The sequence below is a fragment of the Klebsiella sp. F11 genome (assembly GCF_056712265.1).
Map to the genome: position 1 here is coordinate 4,095,835 of NZ_CM160060.1, position 23,006 is coordinate 4,118,840.

The 23,006-nt window shown below is 63.2% G+C and carries 22 protein-coding genes; 9 read left to right on the forward strand and 13 right to left on the reverse strand.

The features are described 5' to 3' along the window. Nucleotides 1-12 precede the first annotated feature (12 nt). Complete coding sequence (locus AC1M2H_RS20240) at nucleotides 13-810, forward strand: SDR family oxidoreductase (RefSeq protein ID WP_480148777.1); 798 nt, start codon at nucleotides 13-15, stop codon at nucleotides 808-810. Between the two features lie 104 nt (nucleotides 811-914). After that, complete coding sequence (locus tag AC1M2H_RS20245; protein WP_480148778.1) at nucleotides 915-1,700, forward strand: SDR family oxidoreductase; 786 nt, start codon at nucleotides 915-917, stop codon at nucleotides 1,698-1,700. 24 nt (nucleotides 1,701-1,724) lie between these two features. Here AC1M2H_RS20245 and AC1M2H_RS20250 read toward each other — a convergent pair whose 3' ends face one another. Further along, nucleotides 1,725-2,438: a GNAT family N-acetyltransferase gene (locus AC1M2H_RS20250; RefSeq protein WP_480148779.1), complete on the reverse strand. Its 714-nt coding sequence runs from the start codon at nucleotides 2,436-2,438 to the stop codon at nucleotides 1,725-1,727. Nucleotides 2,439-2,652: 214 nt separating this feature from the next. On the opposite strand from AC1M2H_RS20250, the gene AC1M2H_RS20255 reads away from it, so the two are divergent. From AC1M2H_RS20255 to AC1M2H_RS20275, 5 genes are all read left to right on the forward strand, one after another. Continuing rightward, the gene (locus tag AC1M2H_RS20255) at nucleotides 2,653-4,221 is read left to right on the forward strand and encodes an ABC transporter substrate-binding protein (protein WP_480148780.1); all 1,569 of its coding nucleotides are present in this window, start codon (nucleotides 2,653-2,655) and stop codon (nucleotides 4,219-4,221) included. A 92-nt stretch (nucleotides 4,222-4,313) separates the two neighbouring features. Further along, nucleotides 4,314-5,363, forward strand: a complete 1,050-nt coding sequence (locus tag AC1M2H_RS20260; RefSeq protein WP_480148781.1) for an ABC transporter permease — start codon at nucleotides 4,314-4,316, stop codon at nucleotides 5,361-5,363. Continuing rightward, nucleotides 5,363-6,196, forward strand: coding sequence for an ABC transporter permease (locus AC1M2H_RS20265; RefSeq protein WP_480148782.1), 834 nt, complete (start codon nucleotides 5,363-5,365; stop codon nucleotides 6,194-6,196). Before AC1M2H_RS20260 ends, AC1M2H_RS20265 begins: the two co-directional genes overlap by 1 nt. Next, the gene (locus AC1M2H_RS20270) at nucleotides 6,189-7,025 is read left to right on the forward strand and encodes an ABC transporter ATP-binding protein (protein WP_480148783.1); all 837 of its coding nucleotides are present in this window, start codon (nucleotides 6,189-6,191) and stop codon (nucleotides 7,023-7,025) included. Before AC1M2H_RS20265 ends, AC1M2H_RS20270 begins: the two co-directional genes overlap by 8 nt. Then, nucleotides 7,012-7,716, forward strand: a complete 705-nt coding sequence (locus AC1M2H_RS20275; RefSeq protein ID WP_480148784.1) for an ABC transporter ATP-binding protein — start codon at nucleotides 7,012-7,014, stop codon at nucleotides 7,714-7,716. The genes AC1M2H_RS20270 and AC1M2H_RS20275 overlap by 14 nt, the downstream gene beginning before the upstream one ends. Nucleotides 7,717-7,771: 55 nt before the next feature. Here AC1M2H_RS20275 and AC1M2H_RS20280 read toward each other — a convergent pair whose 3' ends face one another. Then, a complete protein-coding gene (locus tag AC1M2H_RS20280; RefSeq protein WP_480148785.1) occupies nucleotides 7,772-9,109 on the reverse strand; it encodes an aminotransferase class III-fold pyridoxal phosphate-dependent enzyme in 1,338 nt (445 codons plus the stop codon). A gap of 180 nt (nucleotides 9,110-9,289) precedes the next feature. Here AC1M2H_RS20280 and AC1M2H_RS20285 point away from each other — a divergent pair, with 180 nt between their 5' ends. Next, nucleotides 9,290-10,054, forward strand: a complete 765-nt coding sequence (locus tag AC1M2H_RS20285) for an SDR family NAD(P)-dependent oxidoreductase (RefSeq protein ID WP_480148786.1) — start codon at nucleotides 9,290-9,292, stop codon at nucleotides 10,052-10,054. A gap of 50 nt (nucleotides 10,055-10,104) precedes the next feature. Here AC1M2H_RS20285 and AC1M2H_RS20290 read toward each other — a convergent pair whose 3' ends face one another. From AC1M2H_RS20290 to AC1M2H_RS20305, 4 genes are read right to left on the reverse strand one after another with little or no spacing between them, the layout of a single operon-like run. Next, nucleotides 10,105-10,866 (reverse strand): amino acid ABC transporter ATP-binding protein, encoded by a 762-nt coding sequence (locus AC1M2H_RS20290; protein WP_480148787.1) that lies wholly within the window; start codon nucleotides 10,864-10,866, stop codon nucleotides 10,105-10,107. Further along, complete coding sequence (locus tag AC1M2H_RS20295; protein ID WP_480148788.1) at nucleotides 10,859-11,524, reverse strand: amino acid ABC transporter permease; 666 nt, start codon at nucleotides 11,522-11,524, stop codon at nucleotides 10,859-10,861. Before AC1M2H_RS20295 ends, AC1M2H_RS20290 begins: the two co-directional genes overlap by 8 nt. A gap of 13 nt (nucleotides 11,525-11,537) precedes the next feature. Continuing rightward, nucleotides 11,538-12,179: an amino acid ABC transporter permease gene (locus AC1M2H_RS20300; protein WP_426812750.1), complete on the reverse strand. Its 642-nt coding sequence runs from the start codon at nucleotides 12,177-12,179 to the stop codon at nucleotides 11,538-11,540. A gap of 47 nt (nucleotides 12,180-12,226) precedes the next feature. Continuing rightward, entirely contained in the window at nucleotides 12,227-13,078 is an 852-nt protein-coding gene (locus AC1M2H_RS20305; RefSeq protein WP_480148789.1) for a transporter substrate-binding domain-containing protein, read from the reverse strand. 232 nt (nucleotides 13,079-13,310) lie between these two features. Here AC1M2H_RS20305 and pdxR point away from each other — a divergent pair, with 232 nt between their 5' ends. Beyond that, nucleotides 13,311-14,777 (forward strand): MocR-like pyridoxine biosynthesis transcription factor PdxR, encoded by a 1,467-nt coding sequence (gene pdxR, locus AC1M2H_RS20310; RefSeq protein WP_480148790.1) that lies wholly within the window; start codon nucleotides 13,311-13,313, stop codon nucleotides 14,775-14,777. Between the two features lie 28 nt (nucleotides 14,778-14,805). On the opposite strand, the gene AC1M2H_RS20315 is transcribed toward pdxR, so the two are convergent. From AC1M2H_RS20315 to AC1M2H_RS20345, 7 genes are read right to left on the reverse strand one after another with little or no spacing between them, the layout of a single operon-like run. Beyond that, on the reverse strand, nucleotides 14,806-16,074 hold the full coding sequence (locus AC1M2H_RS20315) for a Zn-dependent hydrolase (protein ID WP_480148791.1): 1,269 nt from the start codon (nucleotides 16,072-16,074) through the stop codon (nucleotides 14,806-14,808). Continuing rightward, complete coding sequence (locus AC1M2H_RS20320) at nucleotides 16,064-17,248, reverse strand: amidase (RefSeq protein WP_480148792.1); 1,185 nt, start codon at nucleotides 17,246-17,248, stop codon at nucleotides 16,064-16,066. Before AC1M2H_RS20320 ends, AC1M2H_RS20315 begins: the two co-directional genes overlap by 11 nt. A 17-nt stretch (nucleotides 17,249-17,265) precedes the next feature. Further along, a complete protein-coding gene (locus AC1M2H_RS20325) occupies nucleotides 17,266-18,276 on the reverse strand; it encodes an ABC transporter ATP-binding protein (RefSeq protein WP_480148793.1) in 1,011 nt (336 codons plus the stop codon). Next, nucleotides 18,266-19,309, reverse strand: a complete 1,044-nt coding sequence (locus AC1M2H_RS20330) for an ABC transporter ATP-binding protein (protein WP_480148794.1) — start codon at nucleotides 19,307-19,309, stop codon at nucleotides 18,266-18,268. Before AC1M2H_RS20330 ends, AC1M2H_RS20325 begins: the two co-directional genes overlap by 11 nt. Before the next feature lie 3 nt (nucleotides 19,310-19,312). Beyond that, entirely contained in the window at nucleotides 19,313-20,206 is an 894-nt protein-coding gene (locus AC1M2H_RS20335; RefSeq protein ID WP_480148795.1) for an ABC transporter permease, read from the reverse strand. Between the two features lie 2 nt (nucleotides 20,207-20,208). Continuing rightward, a complete protein-coding gene (locus AC1M2H_RS20340; RefSeq protein WP_480148796.1) occupies nucleotides 20,209-21,162 on the reverse strand; it encodes an ABC transporter permease in 954 nt (317 codons plus the stop codon). Nucleotides 21,163-21,179: 17 nt separating this feature from the next. After that, nucleotides 21,180-22,844 (reverse strand): ABC transporter substrate-binding protein, encoded by a 1,665-nt coding sequence (locus AC1M2H_RS20345; protein ID WP_480148797.1) that lies wholly within the window; start codon nucleotides 22,842-22,844, stop codon nucleotides 21,180-21,182. Nucleotides 22,845-23,006: the final 162 nt, after the last annotated feature.

Sequence of the window (23,006 nt, forward strand, 5' to 3'; positions counted from 1 at the left end):
AGGGAAAATAGTATGAACAGAAATTTTCACAACAAAACGATTGTTATTACCGGAGCCTGCCGCGGCATTGGCGCGGGTATCGCCGAGCGCTTCGCGCGCGATGGCGCCAGGCTGGTGATGGTCTCTAACGCCGATCGCGTCCATGAAACCGCGGAAACCCTGCGTCAGCGCTATCAGGCGGACATCCTGTCGCTGGAGGTCGACGTGACCAACGAAGCCCAGGTCCAGTCTCTTTATGAACAGGCCGCCGCGCGTTTTGGCACCATTGACGTCTCCATTCAAAACGCCGGGGTGATCACTATCGACTACTTCGACCATATGCCAAAGGCTGATTTTGAGAAGGTGCTGGCGGTGAACACCACCGGCGTCTGGCTGTGCTGCCGCGAAGCGGCTAAATACATGGTCAAGCAAAACCACGGCAGCCTGATTAATACCTCTTCCGGCCAGGGCCGTCAGGGCTTTATCTATACCCCGCACTACGCCGCCAGCAAGATGGGGGTTATCGGGATTACCCAAAGCCTGGCCCATGAGCTGGCGCCGTGGAATATCACCGTTAACGCCTTCTGCCCCGGAATTATCGAGAGCGAAATGTGGGACTACAACGACCGCGTGTGGGGGGAGATCCTCAGCAGCGATAGCAAACGCTACGCTAAGGGCGAGCTGATGGCGGAGTGGGTTGAAGGTATTCCGATGAAACGCGCGGGGAAACCGGAAGATGTCGCCGGGCTGGTGGCGTTTCTCGCCTCCGACGACGCGCGATACCTCACCGGACAAACGATTAACATCGACGGCGGCTTAATTATGTCCTGAGGCCCCGCAGCCGCGCCGCTAAGCAAGGATTCACCAAGGATAGCCCGGATACCGCGCCCTGCGCCTCTCCGGGCTATGGGATATTCATTAAAAGGGTCATCACTATGATCGCCAAAGATTTTGCTCAACAGCTGTTTAATCTGCAGGAACGCGTTGCCTTCGTCACCGGCGCGGGCAGCGGGATCGGTCAGACCATTGCTTACGCGCTTGCCAGCGCGGGCGCGCGGGTCGTGTGCTTCGATCTGCGGGAAGACGGCGGCCTCACCGAGACCGTGAATCATATCGAAGCCATCGGCGGCCAGGCCTGCCTGTACACCGGGGACGTGCGCCAGCTCAGCGATCTCCGCGCCGCCGTCGCGCTGGCGAAAAGCCGCTTCGGCCGCCTCGATATCGCCGTGAACGCCGCCGGCATCGCCAACGCCAACCCGGCGCTGGAGATGGAAGCCGAGCAGTGGCAGCGGGTGATTGATATCAACCTCACCGGGGTGTGGAACTCCTGTAAAGCCGAGGCGGAGCTGATGCTGGAATCCGGCGGCGGCTCGATCATTAATATCGCCTCCATGTCCGGCATTATCGTTAACCGCGGCCTTGAGCAGGCGCACTACAACAGCTCTAAAGCGGGCGTCATCCATCTGTCAAAAAGCCTGGCGATGGAGTGGGTCGGCAAGGGGATCCGCGTCAACTCCATCAGCCCCGGCTATACCGCCACGCCGATGAACACCCGTCCGGAAATGGTCCATCAGACCCGCGAATTCGAAAGCCAGACGCCGATTCAGCGAATGGCGAGAGTCGAGGAGATGGCGGGCCCGGCCCTGTTCCTCGCCGGCGACGCCGCGTCATTCTGCACCGGCGTCGACCTGGTAGTCGATGGCGGATTTATCTGCTGGTAAACAGCGCCTCCCCCTCCGTCCTGTTCAGGAGGGGGTAGCGGATTCCCTGAACGCCTCCAGCCGCTTTATCTGCCGCCCTTGGGCATCAAAATTGTCCGCCGCCAGCCACGCCCGCAGCGCCGCATCGCGCTGGGGCCATTCGCCGTCGATAATGGAGAGCATGTCGCTGTCGCGGCTGCGCGTCTTGCGCACCAGCTTCTGGCGCAGGCGCCCTTCCCAGGTGAAGCCCAGCCGCTCGGCGGCCCGCCGGGAGGCGATATTCATCGAGTCGCACTTCCACTCCAGGCGCCGATAGCCGGCGGCGAACGCGTACTTCAGCAGCAGCCAGACCGCCTCGGTGCCCAGCGGGGTATTTTTCATCTTCCGCGACCAGGTGACGTGGCCGATCTCTACCGAGCCCATCGCCTGCTCAATGGCCATAAAGCTCACCAGCCCCACCGCCCGGCCGGAGCTGAGATCGACCACCGCAAAGGGGACCAGCGCGTCGTCGCTGACTTTGCCCGCCACCCAGTGCGCGGTGGCCTCCACGGTTTCAGGACGGGTGCTGGCAAGCCAGGTCCAGTCGCTTTCGTCGCCCAGCGAGTAGGCGGCAAATAGATCCGCCGAGTGCCGCCGGGTATCCAGCGGTTCAAGCCGGCAGTATTGTCCCGCCAGCGGGCTGCGTTTAAGCACGCTGGCGCCCTGCCAGCCAACGACCACATCGTTTACCTGCTGGCCATACTGATTGATTTCCGGCATCTTTTTTTGGGTTCCGTTAAATTGTGAACAAATTGTTATATCAAAAAGCGCCGCGCGCAGAAAGATGACCGCATTATTTTTCACCTATAGCCCGCTGATATTGATTATGCTTTTTAAGCATAAGTTTATCCGCATTTTGACTTTACGCCTTTGGTGAAGGGGCCTAATTTAGCGACACATCAATAATCAAAACACTATTTTTCAGGGATTGCTCATGACTAAAAAACTGCTGTCACTACTGGTGCTGACCGCGCTTTCCGCCGCCGTCCATGCCGCCACGCCGCCAAACACCCTGGTCGTTGCCCAGGGCCTCGACGACATCGTTAGCCTCGACCCGGCGGAAGCCAACGAACTCTCCAGCATCCAGACGGTCCCGAGCCTCTATCAGCGCCTGGTGCAGCCGGACCGCGACAACCCTGAAAAAATCACCCCGATTCTGGCCGAGAGCTGGCAGGCGGACCCGGCGGCGAAAACGCTGACCATTAAGCTCAAGCCCGAGGCGAAATTCGCCTCCGGTAACCCGGTACGTCCGGAAGATGTTATTTTCTCCTACACCCGCGCGGTGACCCTGAATAAATCGCCGGCCTTTATTCTCAACGTCCTCGGCTGGCAGCCGGACAACATCGCCGGCCAGCTGAAAAAGGTGGATGACCACACGCTGGCGCTGCACTGGACCGCCGAGGTCAGCCCGGCGGTGGCGCTGAATATTCTCTCCACGCCTATCGCCTCCATCGTCGATGAGAAGCTGGTGGCGCCGAATGCCAAAGATAACGATTTCGGCAACGGCTGGCTGAAGATGCACTCGGCGGGCAGCGGGGCCTTCAAAATGCGCGTTTACCAGCCGCATCAGGCCATCGTGCTGGAGGCTAACGACAGCTCGCCCACCGGCGCGCCGAAGCTGAAAAGCATCATCATCAAAAACGTCCCCGATCCGGCCTCCCGCCGCCTGCTGATCCAGCAGGGCGACGCCGACGTGGCGCGCGACCTCGGCGCCGATCAGATCGCCGCCCTGCAGAACAAGCCCGGCGTGAAGGTGCTGAGCATCCCCTCGGCGGAACAAAACTATCTGGTATTTAACGCCGGCAACGACGCCAACCCGCTGCTGAAAAACCCGGCGCTGTGGGAAGCCGCACGCTGGCTGGTGGATTACGACGGCATCACGAAGGACCTGCTCAAGGGCCAGTACTTTGTCCACCAGAGCTTCCTGCCGGTGGGTCTGCCGGGGGCGCTGGACAACAATCCGTTTAAATTCGACCCGGCGAAGGCCAAAGCTATCCTCGCCAAAGCCGGAATTAAGGACGCCCACTTCACCCTTGATGTTGAAAACAAGCCGCCGTTTATCACCATCGCCCAGTCCATGCAGGCCAGCTTCGCCCAGGGCGGGGTGAAGATCGACCTGCTGCCGGCGGCCGGTAGCCAGGTGTACGCCCGGGTGCGGGCGAAGCAGCATCAGGCGGCGATTCGCCTGTGGATCCCCGACTACTTCGACGCCCACTCCAACGCCAGCGCCTTCGCTTACAACGACGGTAAATCGAGCACCGTGGCCGGCCTTAACGGCTGGCAAATTCCGGAGCTGAATAAAGCCACCCTCGCGGCGGTGGCCGAGCCGGACGCCGCCAAACGCCTTGGGCTGTACAAACAGATGCAGGAAGAGCTGCAGCGCAGCTCGCCGTACGTGTTTGTCGACCAGGGGAAAACGCAGATCGTGGTCCGCGACAACGTCAAGGGCTACCAGCAGGGGCTGAACGCCGATATGGTCTGGTACGATCGGGTCAGCAAATAGCGACGTTTTAGCCACCCGGACGCGGCGTAACGCCGCGCTCCGGGAAGTTTACCCGCAACGATTACGCTGCACTCTTTACCTACGGAATAACCATGTCTGCTGTTTCACCCACCGGAGCGGAGCGGCGCGCAAAGCGCCCTCTGCTCGCGCTATTTCAGGGGCTGATTACCCTGGCGCTGACCCTGCTCGGCCTGCTGCTGGTGACCTTCGCCCTCTCGGCGCTGTCGCCGGTTGACCGGGTTCTGCAAATCGTCGGCGACCACGCCAGCCAGTCCACCTACGATCAGGTACGCCACCAGCTCGGCCTTGACCGGCCGCTGCCGGTGCAGTTCTGGCACTATCTGACCCGGCTCGCCCACGGCGATCTCGGCATCGCCAGCGCCACCGGCCAGCCGGTACTTCACGACCTGCTCTCCACCTTCCCGGCGACGCTCGAGCTGGCGACGCTGGCGCTGATTATTGGCGCCCTGCTTGGCGTCATTGCCGGCGTGCTCTGCGCCCGCTACGTCGGCTCGCCCTGGGACCTGGCGGTGCGCACCTTTACCCTGCTCGGCAATTCGGTGCCGGTTTTTTGGCTCGGCCTGCTGATGCTGGCGCTGTTCTACGCCAGGCTGCAGTGGACGCCTGGTCCCGGGCGGCTGGACGATATCTATCAGTACAGCGTCGAGCCGCGCACCGGATTTGCGCTGATTGACACCTGGCTTTCTGGCGATAGAGAGGCGTTTAAAAATGCCGTCGGCCACCTGCTGCTGCCGGTGCTGCTGCTGGCCTACTACTCGCTGGCCAGCATCACCCGCCTGACGCGATCCGCCTGCCTGAGCGAGATGAACAAAGAGTACATCCTGCTGGCGCGCGCCAAAGGGGCCGGCGAAATGACGATCCTGGTTCGCCACGTGCTGCCCAACATTCGCGGCACTCTGCTGACGGTGATCGCGCTGGCCTGGACCGCCATGCTGGAAGGCGCGGTCCTCACCGAAACCGTCTTCTCGTGGCCGGGAATCGGCCGCTATCTGACCACCGCGCTGTTTGCCGGCGACACCACGGCGATCATGGGCGGCACGCTGCTGATTGGCGTCAGCTTCGTCCTGATCAATAACCTCACCGACCTGCTGGTGCGCTTAAACGACCCGAGGGTGCGCTGATGCCGACATATCTGTTTTTACGCCGCCTGCGCCGCTCCCCCGCCGCCTTCTGCGGGCTGGCGATCATTCTGCTGCTGGTGCTGGTGGCGCTGTTCGCGCCGTGGCTGGCGCCGCTGGATCCCAACTGGCAGGATGCCGCCGCCCGCCTGCAGGGGCCGGGGGCCCGGCACTGGCTCGGCACCGACAGCTACGGCCGCGACCTGCTCTCGCGCCTGATTTACGGCGCCCGTCCGGCGCTGGGGCTGGTGGCGCTGGTCACCCTGATCACCCTTCCTGCCGGCCTGCTGGTGGGTATTCTCTCCGGCTACTACGGCGGCTGGCTGGAGCGCGGGCTGATGCGTTTTACCGACGTGGTGATGTCGATGCCGCGGCTGATTCTGGCCTTTGCCTTTGTCGCCATGCTCGGCCCGGGGCTGGTCAACGGCGCCCTGGCGCTGGCGCTCACCGCCTGGCCGGCCTACGCGCGCCAGGCGCGGAGCGAAATTCAGCGCCTGCGCCACAGCGACTACCTGGCGGCGGCGGAGATGATGGGCATTCGCGGCGGGCGGCTGCTGGCGGGGCATATTCTTCCGCTGTGCCTGCCTTCAGCCATCGTGCGCCTGGCGCTGGATCTGGCGGGGATTATCCTCGCCGCCGCCGGATTGGGCTTTCTCGGCCTCGGCGCCCGCCCGCCGATGGCGGAATGGGGGGCGATGATCGCCGATGGGATGCAGGTAATTTTCGACCAATGGTGGATTGCCGCCGCGCCCGGGGCGGCGATACTACTTGCCAGCCTGGCGTTTAACCTGCTGGGCGACGGCCTGCGCGACGTACTGGAGCCACAACATGACTGATATCCGACTCAACGTCCAGGGGCTCTCCATTGACTACCCCGGCGCCAGGGTGGTGAACGATTTAAGCTTTACGCTCGGCAACGAACGCCTGGCGCTGGTGGGCGAATCGGGCTCCGGGAAATCGATGACCGCCCGCGCCCTGATGGGGCTGGTGCGCAGGCCGGGGGTGGTCAGCGCCGGCGCGCTCGGCGTGCTCGGCCGCGACGCGCTAACCCTCAGCGACCGCGGCTGGCGCGCGCTGCGCGGCAACGATATGGCGATGGTGCTGCAGGACCCGCGCTACGCGCTAAACCCGGTGCTCAGCGTTCAGGCGCAGCTGGAGGAGGCGCTTACGCTCCACCAGCGCCTGAACCGCCGCCAGCGGCTGGAGGCGGTAAAGGCCGCCGTGGCCGCCGTGGGCCTTGATTTACCGGTGCTGGCCCGCTATCCGGGGGAGCTCTCCGGCGGCATGGGCCAGCGGGTGATGATCGCCCTGGCGCTGCTCAACAACCCGAAGGTGCTGATTGCCGATGAGCCCACCTCGGCCCTCGACGCCCGCCTGCGTAACCAGATCCTCGAGCTGCTGGTCGAACAGTGCGAACGGCGGCAGATGGCGATGCTGCTGATCAGCCACGACCTGCCGCTGGTCGCCGAGCACTGCCACCGGGTGTTGGTGATGTATCGGGGGGCGCAGGTCGACGGAATGGCGGCCCGCGACCTGCCGACGGCCACCCATCCGTATACCCGCACGCTGTGGACCTGCCATCCCGACGCGCAAACCTACGGCCGGATGCTGCCGACCCTTGACAGAAATCAACCCTTTACGGAGGCGGCGCATGGCGATCGTTAATCTCTCGGCGCTCCAGGTTATTTTCGGCGCTAAAACGGCGGTTTCCGCCGCCAGCTTCAGCGTTGACGCCGGGGAGACCTTCAGCCTGATCGGCGCTTCCGGCTGCGGAAAATCGACCATTTTGCGGGTGCTGGGCGGACTGCAGCGCGACTGGCGCGGCGAGGTGGCGCTGTTCGGCAAGGCCATTACGCCGGGCGTACGCTTTCAGGGCCAGCTGCGGCGCAACGTGCAGATGGTGTTTCAGGACCCCTACGCCTCGCTGCATCCGAACCATACCCTGTGGCGCACCCTCGCCGAGCCGCTGAAAATTCACGGCATCGACGATATTGCGCAGCGGGTAACCACCGCCCTCGAGCAGGTGGGGCTGCCCGCCGACGCGGCGCGGCGCTATCCGCACCAGCTTTCCGGCGGCCAGCGCCAGCGCGTGGCGATTGCCCGCGCGCTGCTGCTGCGCCCGCAGATCCTGCTGCTGGATGAGCCGACCTCGGCGCTGGATATGTCGGTACAGGCGGAGATCCTCAACCTGCTGAACCGGCTGAAGCAGGAGCACGGCATGACCTATCTGCTGGTGAGCCACGACGCCGACGTGGTGGCCCATATGTCGGACCGGGCGGCGTTTATGGCTGAAGGGACGATCCAGCGCTTCTTCGACCGCGAAGCGCTGGCCAGCGGCGAGCACCGGATGGGCTGAGGCTCTTGAGCGGCGGCATCAACGCCGGATCCGGGAAGCCGCCGCGGCGCGTGTTCTACTGCGCCAGATCGGCAAAGCGCGCGAACACCGCGTCAAAAATAGCCAGCCCTTTGGCGACCTGCTCGGCGCTGATGGTGCACGGCGGCACCACGTGGATGCGGTTTTCCACCACGAAGGCCAGCAGGCCGGCCTCGGTTAATGCCCCCTTAATCGCCGCCATATCGGAGGCCGCCAGCGGCGTTTTACGCGCGCGGCTGCTGACCAGCTCCAGCGCCTGGAACAGCCCGCGCCCGCGCACCTCGCCGATGATAGCGTGCTTTTGCGCCAGCGCCTCCAGCCCCTCACGCAGCACGCCGTTGCCGATCGTCGCCGCGTTTTCGACGATCTTCTCCTCTTTCATCGCGTCGATAGTGGCCACGATGGCCGCCATCGCCAGCGGGTGGCCGGAGTAGGTCAGGCCGCCGGCAAAGAAGTGGTCGTCAAAGTGGCGGGCGATCGGCTCGCTAATCAGCACCCCACCCGCGGGCACGTAGCCGGCGTTGACCCCTTTGGCGAAGGTGATCAGATCTGGCACAATGCCGTCCTGTTCAAAGGCGAACCAGCTGCCGGTGCGGCCAAAGCCGGCCATCACCTCATCGAGGATCAGCACGATGCCAAACTCATCGGCCAGCGCCCGCACGCCCTGCATATAGCCCTCCGGCGGTACGAGGATCCCGGCGGTGCCGGGAATCGACTCCAGCAGGATCGCGGCAATCGCGCCGGGCCCTTCGCACTCGATCATTCTGCGCAGGTGCGCCAGCGCGCGCCGGCACTCCTCCTCTTCGCTGGCGGCATTAAATTCGCTGCGGTAGAGATAGGGGTTGAAGAAGTGAACGTGGCCGCGCGAATACTCGTTCGGCACCCGGCGCCAGTCGCCGGTGGCGGCAATGGCGCTGCCGGTATTGCCATGATAGGAGCGGTAGGCGGAGAGCACCTTATCGCGCCCGGTATACAGGCGCGCCATGCGGATCGCGTTTTCGTTGGCGTCCGCGCCGGCGTTGGTGAAGAAGACCTTGCTAAAGCCCTCCGGCGCCAGCTCGACGATGCGCTTCGCCGCTTCGCCGCGCGCAAGGTTGGCGGTAGCCGGCGCGATGGTCACCAGCTCCTCCAGCTGCGCCTTCATCGCCGCCAGCACCCGGGGATGCTGATAGCCGATATTGACGTTGACCAGCTGGCTGCTGAAATCGAGATAAGTTTTACCCGCGTAATCCCACAGCTCGCAGCCTTTGGCTCCGGCAATCACCAGCGGGTTCAAATTGCCCTGCATCGACCATGAGTGAAATACGTAAGCGCGATCCAGTTGGCGTACGTCATCGTTGCTTACCGATACATCGTCTTGTAGTGCCAGCTTCATATCCTGCCCCTCTGATGGCGTTGTTGTTGTCGCTATCATTGGGCGCATTGCGAAAAAAGGGATAGAGCCAGTGCGCGGCAGGCGATGTGACACGGTGTCACAACGCCGCGTGAAGACTGGCCCTGTGCGCGCCCGCCGGCGGTTTTTATAGTGGATGAACCAGGCACACAGGAGAATGAAATGACGACCCACAACGTGGTATTTATTACCGGGGCAACCTCGGGTTTTGGCGCCGCGGCGGCGCAGGTTTTTGCCGATGCGGGCTGGTCGCTGGTGCTCAGCGGCCGCCGCCTGGCGCGGCTGGAGAAGCTGAAGGACGCGCTGAGCCAAAAGGTGCCGGTGCATATTATCGAGCTCGACGTGCGCGACGGCGAGGCGGTGGAGGCGGCGGTGGCCGCACTGCCGGCGGCCTTCGCCGATATCAAAACCCTGATTAACAACGCCGGGCTGGCGCTGGCGCCGCAGCCTGCGCAAAAGGTTGACCTGCAGGACTGGAAAACGATGATCGATACCAACATCACCGGGCTGGTCAACGTCACCCACGCGCTGCTGCCGACGCTGATTAAGCACGGCGCCGGAGCCTCGATTATCAATATCGGCTCGATCGCCGGCCAGTGGCCCTATCCCGGCAGCCACGTCTACGGCGCCAGCAAGGCGTTCGTCAAGCAGTTCAGCTACAACCTGCGCTGCGACCTGCTCGGCACCGGGGTGCGGGTCACCGACCTCGCGCCGGGGATCGCCGAGACCGAATTCACCCTGGTACGCACCAAAGGCGACCAGGCGGCATCCGATAGCCTCTATCGCGGCACCACGCCGCTGAGCGCGCTGGATATTGCCGGGCAGATGTTCTATATCGCCACCCTGCCGGATCATATGAATATCAACCGCGTGGAGGTGATGCCGGTGCGTCAGGCCTGGCAGCCCTTTGCCATCGATCGCGATTAAAGCGGCGTATTGCACAGGCCCGGTCGGCTCGCCGACCGGGCTTTTTAGCGCTAGCGGCGGCTCTGCAAAAACTGCCGCACCCGCTCGGAGTCCGGGTTAGTGAAGAACTTCTCCGGCGGCGCCTTCTCAATCAAAAGCCCCTTCTCAAGAAACACCACCTCGTCGGAGACGTGGCGGGCAAAGTCCATCTCGTGGGTCACCACCACCATCGTGTAGCCCTCGGCCGCCAGCGCCTTCATCACCCCCAGCACCTCGTTGACCAGCTCCGGGTCCAGCGCCGAGGTGGGCTCATCGAACAGGATCACCTCCGGCGACATGGCCAGCGAGCGGGCAATCGCCACCCGCTGCTTCTGCCCGCCGGAAAGGGTGATCGGCCAGACGTCCGCCTTATGCGCCATGCCGACTTTTTCCAGCTGGCGCAGGGCTATCTCGTTGGCTTCGCCGCGCTTCATCCCCTTCACGTGCAGCAGGGCTTCGCTGACGTTCTGCTGCACGGTCAGGTGCGGCCACAGGTTAAAGCTCTGAAAGACCATCCCCACCCGCTCTCGCACCTTCGACAGCTGGCGGTGGGACATCGCCCGGCCGCTGCGCTCATCGACCCCGAGGCGCAGGCCGCCGATATGGATCTCGCCGCGATCCGGCTGCTCGAGCCAGTTCATGCAGCGCAGCAGCGTCGATTTTCCGGACCCCGACGACCCCAGAATGCTGACCACCGTGCCTTTTTCAACCGTCAGGTTGATGTCGCGGAGCACTTCAATATTATCGAACTGTTTGGAGACGTTTTTAATGCTGACAGCGGTTGAATCAGGCATGGCTCATTCCTCTTTTCGCTCCCCAGGCGCTCAGCCGCTTAACCAGCAGCTCCAGCAGAATGCCGATCGCCCAGTAGAGCGCTATGGCGACGATAAACGCGTTGAACGGGATAAAATAGGTCGCCTGGACGCTGTTGGCGGCGGCGGTAATTTCCTGGACGGTGATAATGCTCAGAAAGGCGGTATCTTTCAGGCAAATGATCAGCTGGTTGCCGAGCAGCGGCAGCGCCGACGAAACGATATTAGGCAGAATAATGCGGGTAAATATTTTGTAGCGCGAAAAGCCCTGGGCCACCGCCGCCTCAATATAGCCGCTGGAGAAGACCCGCCGCTGGCTGCGCAGTATTTCAAAGAAGTAGGCGCCATGATAAATAATCAGCGCCACCAGCCCTGCGGTCCAGGCCTCAAGGCTGATACCGACTTCAGGCAGCCCGTAATAGAGCAGGTAGGCGAGAATTAAAAAAGGGATCGCCCGCATCAGGCTGACGAAGCCAATAATGAGCCGGTTAAGACACTTCTTCTGATATTCGCTGAGATAGCACAGCGCAATCCCGATAAATAAACCGGCCAGCGCCGCGATGATAAATAGCTCAAGGGTGGCGAGCAAACCGGCAATAAAGCTGTCGCGCACCGACCAGATAACGGCCCACTGATTCATAGGATCTCCTGTTTTAGCGCGCCAGGCGTTTAGCTTTGCGTTCCGCCATACTCTGCAGCTTCAGCAGCAGCCCGATAATGACTACATACAGCAGCCCCGCGGCGAGGATCGGCGATAGCGGTTCGTAGGTCACCGAGGAGATGCGGTTAGTGACGCGGGTTAAGTCCACCACCCCAATTACCGCAATCGCCGGGCTGCCCTTGATCAGAAAGGACATCTCGTTAACCAGCGCCGGCAGGCTCTCGATCCACATTTGCGGCAGCATAATGTAGCGGAAGTAGGTCCAGCGCCGCATGCCGACGGACTCCGCGGCCTCGCGCTGCTCGCGGGGAAAGGTGCGAAACGCGTTGCGCCAGATCTCGGCGTTAAAGGCCGAGGTATTCAGCGTCAGCGCGGCGATTGCCGCCAGGTTTTTATCGAGGTTAATCCCTATCGTCGGCAGCGAAAGGAACAGAAACAGCACCAGCGTTACCAGCGGCGTGGCGCGGGCGAGGCTGATATAGACGACCAGCAGCTGATCGACAAGCGGAATTCGCAGCATCCGCACCAGGGCGATCAGCAGGCCAATCACCACCCCGAGAGCGATGGCGATGGCCGATATCCAGAGGGTCGTCCACGCGCCTTCAATCAGTAACTGCCAGGAAATTGCGTCCATGTGGCCCTCCTTCGCATCAACAGGCGGCGGTTGCCCGCCGCGACGTGTTACAGACCCGCCAGCTTATGGAACTGCTCGGGGCTGGTTATCGCCTCCGTCGGGAGGTTGTCGTAGGTTTCGCCGAACCACTTTTTCTGCAGCTCTGCGAGGCGGCCCGTTTCTCGCATATGGTTGATAAATTTGGTCATATAGGCCAAAAGCTGCGGCGAGTTTTTAGGAATCGGCCACGCCATATAGCCCGGACCGGACACCGCCAGCCCTTTGGCAAACACCTTAGGCTTTGACTTCGCCAGGTCGTTAACCGAAATCACCACGTTAATCACGTAGTCGAGACGCTTGTTGGCGAGATCCGCGTAGGCTTCCGGATAGGAGGGATACTCCACCACCGGCCCGAGCTTGCCGCCGGTTTTCTCCAGCATCGCCTTCAGCTCCGGCAGCCGCGCCAGCAGCGCGCTACCGGCCTGCAGGCCAACCTTTTTGCCGCTTAAGGCGGCGATGGTGTCGAGGGAGCTATCCCCGGCGCGCTTCACGAAGTAGTGCTGGGCCGAGGCCCACGGCGGCGTGAAGTCAAAGACCTTCAGCCGGTCGTCGGTGATCACCGCGCCGGTCAGCGCCATGTCGTACTGGCCGGTTGAAACCGCCGCCAGCAGGCCGGTCCACGGCAGGATGCTCTGGTCGACGTTGAATTTCGCGTACTTGCGTAATTCGTCGAGCATATCTTTGTTAAAACCATCCGCCTGGCCGTTATTCATAAAGTTAAAAGGCGCGTAATCATCCTCGGTCGCGACCTTCAGGGTGCCCGCTTTTTCGATTGCCGGCAGATCGGCAGCGGCGGCGTGATAAGAAAAAGCCATTGCCATAACGGCGCCCAGACATACTGAACCCAATGATTTGTTCATCAATCTACCCCTTATTAATTCGCCAGACTGGTTCACTCCGGAACACGGAAAGGTTTTGCAAAATATGTGCCGACGGACGTTCCGGTCCGCGACCGATAGACGGTTTCTTACTGTATGGAGCGTTTTCAATTTCCCCATAGAGCCAGATTCGCCGCGCAGATGTGTCAGTCAGATTCAGGGTGGTATGGAGATTGCAACATGACCGATATCGTTTTTGCGTAAGGAGCCGAGCATGATCCGTCACCTTTTACACGTTGATTTCGACCCGCATCGCGGGCTGCAGGAACAGGTGCGAGAGACGCTGATTAACGCCATTCTGGGCGGCATCTTCGCCGCCGATACGCCGCTCCCCTCCTGCCGCCAGCTGGCCCGCCAGCTGCGGGTCTCGCGCAATACCACGGCCCTGGTTTTTGAAAGCCTGGTCAGCGAAGGCTATCTCATCAGCCGGCCGCGCAGCGGGTTCTATCTGCACCCGGATTATCCGCCGCCCGCCGCCGGCGCCGCCGTGCAGAGCGCACCGCAGGACGAGGCCGCTGCACCACGCTGGGGCGCCCGGCTGCGGATCACGCCCAGCCAGCAGGAGTCGATCCTCAAACCCGCCGGCTGGATGAACTACCGCTATCCGTTTATCTACGGCCAGCCGGATACCCGCCAGTTCCCGCTGGCCACCTGGCGTTCGGCGGCCAACTGGCTGCACGGCGGCGTGCGCGATCCGGCGTGGGTAGTCGATCATGTTGACCAGGACGTACCGATGCTGATTGAGCAGATCCGCACCCGGGTGCTGCCGAAGCGCGGGATCGTTGCCGCCGCGGATGAAATCCTGATCACCCTCGGCTCGCAAAACGCGCTGTACCTGCTCACCCGCCTGCTGATGTCCTCCGCCACCCGGGTGGGCGTGGAGAACCCCTGTTTTCGCGAGGCGATTAATACCTTCCTGCTGGCGGATGCCGACATCGTGCCGCATCCGGTGGATGACGAGGGGATTGTGCTCAACGAGGCCCCCTGCGATTACTACTACGTGACCCCCGGCCACCAGGTCCCCACCGGGGTGACGATGAGTAAAGCCCGGCGCAGCCAGCTGCTGGAGTACGCCGCCCGCCATGACGCGGCGATCGTGGAGGATGATTACGATTCGGAGAGTAACTTTATGCTCAACCCCCTGCCGGCGCTGAAGGCCAGCGATCGCTGCGGGCGCGTGATCTACATCAGCAGCCTGTCAAAGGCGCTGTCGCCGGGGCTGCGTTTGGGCTTTATGGTGGCCGACCCGGATCTTATCGACGAGGCGCGGGCGCTGCGGCGCCTGATTTACCGCCATCCGCCCACCAATATCCAGTATCAGATGGCGCACTTCCTCGCCCAGGGGCACTATGAAACGCACCTGCGGCGCTACCATTACGATTCGGCCCTGCGCTGGGATCGGCTCAATAGCGCCCTGCAGAACCATCTCCCGGAGTGTCGGATCATTCCCGGCAGCGAGTACGCCAACGCCTTTTGGCTGGCGACGCCGGAACATATCAATACCCAGCAGCTCACCTGGCGCGCCGCCCACGCTGGGGTGCTGATTGAGCCCGGCGCGCGCCACTTTCTTAGCGACGCCCCGCCGGACAACTTCTTTCGCATGGGCTTTCACGCCATCAACCCCGACGCCATCGAGCCGGGGGTGGAGGTGCTGCGCGGCCAGCTGGAGCAGATGGGGTAGCCCGGAGCCGGGCTACCGTTGCGCAGGGCTATACCGCCCGGGCGTACCGCAGCATCACCTGCAGCAGCACGTTAGCGCCGGCGGTGACGTGCTCCGGCGAGGCGTACTCAATTTCGTTATGGCTGATGCCGTCTTTGCAGGGGATAAAAATCATCCCGGTGGGCGCCAGATAGCTCATATACACCGCGTCATGTCCGGCGCCGGAGACAATCTCGCGGGCCGGATAGCCCAGGCGCTGCGCCGCTGCGGCAATCGCCGCCCGGCACTCGGCGTGGAACGGCGCGGCGGGATAGTGGCTGACCTCCTTCAGCGCCACCGCGAGGCCGCTCTCCTGCTCGATTTTGCCGATGAACGCCCGCAGCTGACGGTCCATCTCATCCACCAGCTCGTCGCTGAGATTGCGCATATCAATAGAGAAGCTCACCTCGCCCGGCACTACGTTGCGGCTGTTGGGATACACCTGCACCCGGCCCACGGTCCCGCGTCCCTCTGCGCTGCGCCCGGCGATCGCCACCACCTCCTGCATAATGTGGGTGGCCGCCTGCAGGGCATCTTTGCGCAGGCGCATCGGCGTCGGCCCGGCGTGGGACTCCTGACCGCTGACCACGCAGTCGTACCAGCGAATGCCCAGCACGCCCTGCACCACGCCAATCACCTTCTCTTCGGCTTCGAGGATCGGCCCCTGCTCAATATGCGCTTCAAAGTAGGCGCCGATCGACCGCTCCCCCGGCGTCTGGCTGCCGATATAGCCGATTCGCGCCAGCTCTTCGCCCACCGTTTTCCCTTCCGCGTCCCGCACGGCATAGATCTCTTCCAGCGCAAACACGCCGGCGAAGACCCCGGAGCCCATCATCACCGGCACAAAGCGCGAGCCCTCCTCGTTGGTCCAGAACACCACTTCAATCGGCGCTTCGGTTTCGATCTCGAGATCGTTGAGCGTGCGCACCACCTCCAGCGCCGCCAGCACGCCGTAGTTGCCGTCAAACTTGCCGCCGGTGGGCTGGGTATCGATATGGCTGCCGGAAACGATCGCCGGCAGCTGCGGGTTGCGCCCCTCCCGACGCATAAACACGTTGCCGATTTTATCCACGCTGACGCTCAGCCCGGCCTCTTTCGCCCAGCCGATCACCAAATCCCGCCCCTGCCTGTCGAGATCGGTTAAGGTCAGACGGCAGCAGCCGCCTTTCGCCGTCGCGCCAATCTCCGCCAGCGCCATTAACGAATCCCACAGCCGTTCGCCGTTGACCCGACCGGCGTCAATCCCGGCGGCCGGGGTAAAAAGGACATCACTGCTCATGCTCTTCTCCTTGCATAAAAGCGGCGGCCAGCTCCACCAGCAGACGATCGCTGCCGCGCGGCCCCAAAAATGAGATCCCCAGCGGCAGGCCGCCCGCCTGGGCGACCGGCAGCGTCACCTGCGGGCGCCGGGTCATCACGGAAATCAGCAGCAGGTCGTGCGACAGGCGGCGCACCGCCTCAATTTCATCGGCCTGCGCCGTCAGCAGCGGCGCGCCGTCCGGCACCGTCGGCAGCACCAGGATGGCATCGCCCAGCTGCCGATCCCACCAGGCGCTGAAGCTGTCCCGCTGCCGGCAGGCGCCGTCGAACTGCGCCGCCGTCACCGCTTTCCCCCACAGAAAACGCTCGCGCACGTCCGGCCCCAGCTGCAGCCCGTAGCGCTCAATCGTCTCTCCCTGCGCCTGCCACGCTTCGTAGCCCTGAATCTGGCGAAAGGCGAGATAGATCTCGTCGACGTCCGGCAGCGGCTCGCTGAGCGGGGCTATTGCGCCAAAAGCGCGGCTCAGGCGCTGGCGTACCGGCAGCAGCGCCTGCTGGCTGCGCAGCGGCAGGCGCGAAAACAGCGCCTCGTGGCTGGCCAGCCTGACGTTATCGAGCGCCGGGCGCTCGCCGCCGAGCAGGCATCCGGCGACGGCGCGGAAGACCTCCGCCGAACGGGCAAAGAAGCCGCAGGTATCCATAGTTGCGCACAGCGGCTGGCAGCCCTCGAGGGAGATCCCGCCGTGGGTAGGCCGCAGGCCGAACAGCCCGCAGTAGCTCGCCGGCGTGCGCACCGAGCCGCCGGTGTCGGTGCCGAGGGCAAAATCACAGACCGCGTTGGAAACCGCCGAGGCCGATCCCGAGGAGGAGCCGCCGGGAATATGATTCGGCGCCGCGCCGTTGCGCGGGGTGCCGTAATGTACGTTGTGGCCGCTCATCGAATAGGCCAGCTCGCTGGTATGGGTTTTGCCCATAAAGCGCGCGCCGTTATCCAGCAGCGTTTGCACAACCGGCGCGGTGCGGCTTTTAACCCCGGAGAGCGCCAGCAGATGTGGATTGCCGCCGCCGGTCGGGTAGCCCGCCACGTCGAACAGATCTTTTACCGCAAAGGTCATGCCGCTCAGCGGCCCGCCCTGCGCGTGCGGCACCGGGTGCGGCGGATAGGGCATAAACGCGTGAATATCATCCTGCATGTTTGTCTCCTTATTGCTTAGGCGTACTGCGCCTGGTTTTCGACGCCGGCGGCCAGCTCCCGCCAGCGATGGCAGCTCACCACGTGGCGCTGGCCAACCTGCTCCGTCGCCGGCTGGCTTTGCCCGCAGACCGCCCTGGCGTGGGGGCAGCGGTCGGCAAACGCGCAGCCCGCCGGCAGGCGCGCCAGGTCCGGCGGCGAGCCGGGGATGCAGCGCAGGGCATCGCCTTTTTTAAGCCCCTCTTTCGGGCGGCTGCCCAGCAGAACCTGGGTATAGGGGTGGCGCGGACGGTAGAGAATATCCTCCATTGAGGCCTCTTCGACGATGCGCCCGGCGTACATCACCGCCACGCGGTCGGCAATCTCCACCGCGGCGCCGATGTCGTGGGTAACAAAGATAATCGACAGGCCGCGCTCCTTTTGCTGCTCGCGCAGCAGGATCAGGATCTGAATCTGCACCGTTGCATCGAGGGCGGTGGTCGGTTCATCCGCCAGCAGCAGCTGCGGGTTGCAGGACAGCGCGAGGGCGATCATCGCCCGCTGGCGCATCCCGCCGGACATCTCGTGGGGATAGGCATCCAGCCGCCGCTCGGGGCTCGGAATGCGCACCTGGCGCAGCGCCTCCAGCGCCCGCTCCCTCGCCGCCGGACGCGAAAGCCCCTCATGGCGGCGCAGGCCTTCGCTAATCTGCTGACCGACGGTATAGACCGGATCGAAGGCCAGCAGCGGCTCCTGGAAGATCATGGCGCAGCGCGCGCCGCGATAGCGCCGCAGCCGGGAGGCGCTCATCTCCAGCACCGCTTCGCCATCCACCCGTAGGGTCCCGGAGAGCACGCTGCTTTTAGGCGGATGCAGGCGCATCAGCGCTCTGAGGGTCACGCTTTTTCCGGAGCCGGACTCGCCGATCAGCGCCAGCACCTCGCCCTTTTGCACATCAAAAGAGACGCCGTTTACCGCATTGATCGTCTGACCGTCGCGGCGGAACTCAACCCGCAGATCGCGGATATGGACAAAGGCCTCATGCGACATGGCGGACCTCCCGGACGGCGACAGCCTGATGCCAGGGCGACGCCGGCTGCGCCATCAGGCAGGCGCTCTGGTGCCCCTCTCCCACGCTTTCGAGGCTGGGTTTCACCTCGGCGCAGACCGTTCTGGCGTGCGGGCAGCGGGTATGGAAGCGGCAGCCCGCCGGCGGCGCGATCGGGCTGGGCGGATCGCCGCTGAGCGGCGAGGTCAGGGTGCGGTTTTGCGGATCCATTGACGGCATCGAGCTCAGCAGCGCTCGGGTATAGGGATGGGCCGAGGCGCTAAACAGCTGCTCCGCCGGCCCGATTTCCACCACCTCGCCGAGATACATCACCAGGATCCGGTCCGACAGCCAGCGCACCACGTGCAGATCGTGGCTGATAAATACGTAGGTCAGATCCAGCGTACGCTTCAGCTCCTGCAGCAGCTGCAGCACCTGCGCCTCCACCGATTTATCCAGCGCCGAGACCGCTTCGTCGAGGATCACCAGCCGCGGCTTCATCGCCAGCGCGCGGGCGATATTCACCCGCTGGCGCTGGCCGCCGGAAAGCTCGTGCGGATAGCGGTGGGCAAAGCGCCCCGGTTCGAGGCCAACGTGCGCCAGCAGATAGCGCGCGTACTCTCCGGCCTCCTTCGCGCTAACGCCGTGCACGCGCTGGCCGAAGGCGATGCTCTCCTCCATGGTCATCCGCGGATTGAGCGAGGCGTAGCTATCCTGAAACACCATCTGCACCTGGCGACGGTACTCCTTCATCGACAGGCGGGAGGAGCCCACCTCCAGCCCGTCGAAAACCAGCTCGCCGCGGTCCTGGTTCAGGAGCTGCATCAGCAGCCGCGCGGTGGTTGATTTTCCGCAGCCCGACTCCCCGACGACGCCCAGCGTTTCGCCTTTAACCACCGTAAAGCTGACGTCATCCACCGCCTGCACCACTTCATGCCCCTTTCCGCCGCCGGCGCGAAAGTACTTCAACAGATTTTTGACCTGCAGCAGCGGCTGGGCCGGGCCGCCGAGGTCAATATTGACAAAAGGCTGCATCGTTTACTCCTTGATCGCCATCGCCGCGCGCAGGCGGTCGGCGAGGATATTGAACGAAATGGAGGTGATAAAAATCATCAATCCCGGCAGGGCCGCGACCCACGGCTGGGTATAAATCGCCGTGCGCAGCGTGTTGAGCATCAATCCCCACTCCGGCTCGGGCGGACGCACGCCGAGGCCGAGGAACGAGAGCCCGGAGGCGAGGATCATGCAGACCGAGATTAAACCGGTTGAGAAGACAAAGATCGGCCCCAGCACGTTGCCCAGCACCTGAACCCGGATAATGGTCAGCGCGCTGGCCCCGGTTGCCCGGGCGGCATCGATATAGTCCATGTGCCGTACCTGGGCGGTGACGCTTTCGGCGATGCGCGCCACCTGCGGGACGAACACCAGCGTTAATGACAATAGCGCGTTGCCGATGCCCGCCCCCAGCGCGCCGGAGAGCGCAATCGCCAGCAGGACCGAGGGAAAGGCGTAGAACACGTCGACGGTGCGCATGATGAGGGTGTTGGTTTTACCGCCCGCATAGCCGGCAACGATGCCGATCGCGCCGCCGATGAAAAAGGCGAAGACCACCGGGACAATCCCCATAAACAGCGACAGCCGGGTGCCGAGGATTAATCGCGACAGCATATCCCGGCCCAGCTCGTCGGAGCCCAGCGTGAAACCGTCGGTGCCAATCGGCTTGAGGCGCAGAAACATCGACGTCTGGTAGGGGTCTTTCGCTATCAGCCACGGGCCAAACAGCGCCAGCACGAGCAGCAGCAGGATAATAGAGCCGACCGCCACGCCGCCGGGATCGCGCAGCAGGCGACGGATCACGCCGCGCCAGTAGCCCTGGCGGGCGGGAATGGCCGCAGACGCGGGTCGCGCTTTTGTCGTCAAGGTATCCATCATGGTCAGCTCCTCTTAATGCGCGGGTCGAGGGCGGTTTGCAGAATATCCACCAGCAGATTGAGCAGCACGAAGAATAGCGCCAGCACCCAGATGGTGCCCTGCAGCAGCGGCAAATCGCGCTGGAAGATAGCGGTGTTGAGCAACAGCCCGGTGCCGGGCCACGAGAACACCGTTTCCACCAGAATCGAGCCGCCCATCAGATAGCCCACCTGCAGCCCCATCACCGCCAGCGCCGTAGGGGCGGCATTTTTCACCACGTGGAGGAAAATGCGCGATTCACCCAGCCCGCGGGCGCGCAGCCCGACGATAAACTCCTGGCTGAGAATATCGGCGACCTGCGAACGCACGGTGCGGGCGATGATCCCGGTCGGGATCACCGACAGGGTTACCGCCGGCAGCAGCATAAACTGCAGATGATCCCAGTCCCACTGCCAGCCGGTTTCGCCGATCGGTCCGCCGCCGGTGGCGGGCAGGACCGCCAGCTTGACGCTAAAGGCGATCACCAGCAGCATTCCCAGCCAGTAGTGCGGCACGCTGACGCCAAATACCGACAGCACCGACGCCAGACGATCGATGACGCTGTTGCGAAAATAGCCGGCGACGAAGCCAAACAGGCTGCCGAGCACGAAGCCGATAATCGTCGCCAGCAGCGCCAGACGCAGGGAGTAGCTGACGGCGGTCATCACTTCGCCGATCACCGGTCGGCCGGTGGCGACCGACATCCCCAGGTCGCCGTGCAGCGCCCGCCACAGCCAGTGAACAAACTGCAGCGGCAGCGGTTTATCAAAACCGTAGGCCTGCATCAGCGTCTGGCGCAGGGCCTCCGAGGCGTCCGGCGGCATCACCGACACCAGCGGATCCCCCGGCGCAATCTGCACCAGCATGAAACAGATTACCGCCACGCCGAGCATGGTCGGTACGGCCAGCAGAACGCGGTACAGCAGCGTATTGATCATCTTTGGCTCCCGTCACATTACTCTTTCTTACTCACCAGGCTGAGATCGATAAACCAGCTTTGCGGCTGCACCACGCCGCTCACCGCCGGCGAAATGGCCCGCGGCCCCACGTCGTGGGCGACGAACAGGAACGGCACCTGGTCCACCAGCGCGGCGTGGAGCTCGCCGGCCGCTTTGTTCATCTCTTCGGGAGTAAAGGCGTGCTTCACCGCGGTCGCCAGCTTTTCAGTTTCCGGGGTGGAGAAGTAGCCCCAGTTGGTCGCCACCGGCGGGAAGGCTTTGGCGGTTGAGAAGCGGATCATGCCGAAGTAAGGGTCGTTAACCGCCGCGCTGACGTTGATGGCGTCAATGCCTTTCGCCGAAGGGTCTTTTGCCCCGAGGCGCCAGTTGGTGAACAGGGTGTTCCATTCGGTCACCTTGATGTCGACGTTAAAGAAGCAGCTTTTCAGGCTCTGCTGAATGTATTCGTTCATCGGCAGCGGCTGCATCTGCCCGGAGCCGGAGGCCGAGGTGGCGACGGTAACGTGCAGCGGTTTACCGGCGCCGTAGCCCGCTTCGGTCATCAGCTTGCGGGCGGCATCCGGGTCATATTTGATCTGGAAGGTCGGCTTGCCGTGCCACGGGCTGTCGGCCTCATAGACGCCGGTCGCTTCGGTCATATAGCCGCCGAGGTAGCTCTTCAGCTCCGCGCGGTTGAGGCACAGGTTGGCCGCCTTGCGCACGCGAATGTCCTTCCACGGCGAGCCCTCTTCGAATGAGAACTGCCACGGCCACAGGTGCGGCTGGGTGTTGGCGTAGATTTTAAAGCCCTGGGCTTTGATTTGATCCACCGCGTCCGGGGCCGGGGCCTCAATCCAGTCCACCTGCTTCGACAGCAGCGCCGCGGTGCGGGCGTTGGCCTCCGGGAGCGGGATCAGCACCACCTTATCGACCCGCGGGATGCGCTCTTTATTCCAGTAGTCCGGGTTTTTATCGAGGATCAGCTGCTGGCGGGGAACCAGTTTTTCCATTTTGAACGGGCCGCTACCCACCGCGTGGGCGGCGAACTCCGTCCACGCCAGCTTGCCGCGCGCGGCGGTATCGCCGGCGCTGGCCGGCACCGCGTCATACAGCTTCTGCCATGCGGCCGGCGAGACGATAAACAGGTTGGTAATGTTGTACGGCAGCAGGGCATCAGCTTCGGAAGTGGTGAGCGCCACGGTGCGATCGTCAATTTTTTCGGCCCCGATCAGCGTCGGCATCCGGGACAGCGTATTGCCGATCTGCCCCGGCGCATACTGCGGCGCATTTTTGTTCAGGACCTTATCGACGTTCCAGACGATGGCGTCGGCGTTAACCTCGGTACCGTCATGAAACTTCACTCCGGGACGCAGGGTAAAAATCCAGCGGGTCTGGTTTTGCGGGTCAACGTGCCACTCCGTCGCCAGGCCCGGCACCAGCCCGCTCGGTTTCTCTCCCTGCGAGAGGTCCCACTCCACCAGCGCGTCGTACAGCGGGATGCCGGTGAAGCGGTTGCCCTCATAGCCCTGGTCCGGCTGGCCGAGGGTTAACGGGATGTCGGCGGCGGTCATCGCAATTCGCAGCGTTGAGGCGCTCGCCTGCAGGGAGGCCAGCAGCGCCAGCGCCCCAACCGCCGCGGCCACGGGGCGGCGTTTACGCAAGGATAAGGTATTTTTGAGCATCACAATGTCCCTGTTAAATAAAAGTCGTTATTTAGCAGGCAAGATGCATACCACATCTGAAAGCAAGGAAAATAAGTGTGAAAGCGCTTATAAAATAAGAATAAATTATACTATCTCTATGATATGTATTGATAAAATAGTGACAGCTTATTCTCCCGCACC

Excerpts from the sequence above, each read along its gene's own strand:
- AC1M2H_RS20240 (WP_480148777.1), top strand. The coding sequence starts at position 13 with ATGAACAGAAATTTTCACAACAAAACGATTGTTATTACCGGAGCCTGC.
- AC1M2H_RS20245 (WP_480148778.1), top strand. The coding sequence starts at position 915 with ATGATCGCCAAAGATTTTGCTCAACAGCTGTTTAATCTGCAGGAACGC.
- AC1M2H_RS20250 (WP_480148779.1), bottom strand. The coding sequence starts at position 2,438 with ATGCCGGAAATCAATCAGTATGGCCAGCAGGTAAACGATGTGGTCGTT.
- AC1M2H_RS20255 (WP_480148780.1), top strand. The coding sequence starts at position 2,653 with ATGACTAAAAAACTGCTGTCACTACTGGTGCTGACCGCGCTTTCCGCC.
- AC1M2H_RS20260 (WP_480148781.1), top strand. The coding sequence starts at position 4,314 with ATGTCTGCTGTTTCACCCACCGGAGCGGAGCGGCGCGCAAAGCGCCCT.
- AC1M2H_RS20265 (WP_480148782.1), top strand. The coding sequence starts at position 5,363 with ATGCCGACATATCTGTTTTTACGCCGCCTGCGCCGCTCCCCCGCCGCC.
- AC1M2H_RS20270 (WP_480148783.1), top strand. The coding sequence starts at position 6,189 with ATGACTGATATCCGACTCAACGTCCAGGGGCTCTCCATTGACTACCCC.
- AC1M2H_RS20275 (WP_480148784.1), top strand. The coding sequence starts at position 7,012 with ATGGCGATCGTTAATCTCTCGGCGCTCCAGGTTATTTTCGGCGCTAAA.
- AC1M2H_RS20280 (WP_480148785.1), bottom strand. The coding sequence starts at position 9,109 with ATGAAGCTGGCACTACAAGACGATGTATCGGTAAGCAACGATGACGTA.
- AC1M2H_RS20285 (WP_480148786.1), top strand. The coding sequence starts at position 9,290 with ATGACGACCCACAACGTGGTATTTATTACCGGGGCAACCTCGGGTTTT.
- AC1M2H_RS20290 (WP_480148787.1), bottom strand. The coding sequence starts at position 10,866 with ATGCCTGATTCAACCGCTGTCAGCATTAAAAACGTCTCCAAACAGTTC.
- AC1M2H_RS20295 (WP_480148788.1), bottom strand. The coding sequence starts at position 11,524 with ATGAATCAGTGGGCCGTTATCTGGTCGGTGCGCGACAGCTTTATTGCC.
- AC1M2H_RS20300 (WP_426812750.1), bottom strand. The coding sequence starts at position 12,179 with ATGGACGCAATTTCCTGGCAGTTACTGATTGAAGGCGCGTGGACGACC.
- AC1M2H_RS20305 (WP_480148789.1), bottom strand. The coding sequence starts at position 13,078 with ATGAACAAATCATTGGGTTCAGTATGTCTGGGCGCCGTTATGGCAATG.
- pdxR (WP_480148790.1), top strand. The coding sequence starts at position 13,311 with ATGATCCGTCACCTTTTACACGTTGATTTCGACCCGCATCGCGGGCTG.
- AC1M2H_RS20315 (WP_480148791.1), bottom strand. The coding sequence starts at position 16,074 with ATGAGCAGTGATGTCCTTTTTACCCCGGCCGCCGGGATTGACGCCGGT.
- AC1M2H_RS20320 (WP_480148792.1), bottom strand. The coding sequence starts at position 17,248 with ATGCAGGATGATATTCACGCGTTTATGCCCTATCCGCCGCACCCGGTG.
- AC1M2H_RS20325 (WP_480148793.1), bottom strand. The coding sequence starts at position 18,276 with ATGTCGCATGAGGCCTTTGTCCATATCCGCGATCTGCGGGTTGAGTTC.
- AC1M2H_RS20330 (WP_480148794.1), bottom strand. The coding sequence starts at position 19,309 with ATGCAGCCTTTTGTCAATATTGACCTCGGCGGCCCGGCCCAGCCGCTG.
- AC1M2H_RS20335 (WP_480148795.1), bottom strand. The coding sequence starts at position 20,206 with ATGATGGATACCTTGACGACAAAAGCGCGACCCGCGTCTGCGGCCATT.
- AC1M2H_RS20340 (WP_480148796.1), bottom strand. The coding sequence starts at position 21,162 with ATGATCAATACGCTGCTGTACCGCGTTCTGCTGGCCGTACCGACCATG.
- AC1M2H_RS20345 (WP_480148797.1), bottom strand. The coding sequence starts at position 22,844 with ATGCTCAAAAATACCTTATCCTTGCGTAAACGCCGCCCCGTGGCCGCG.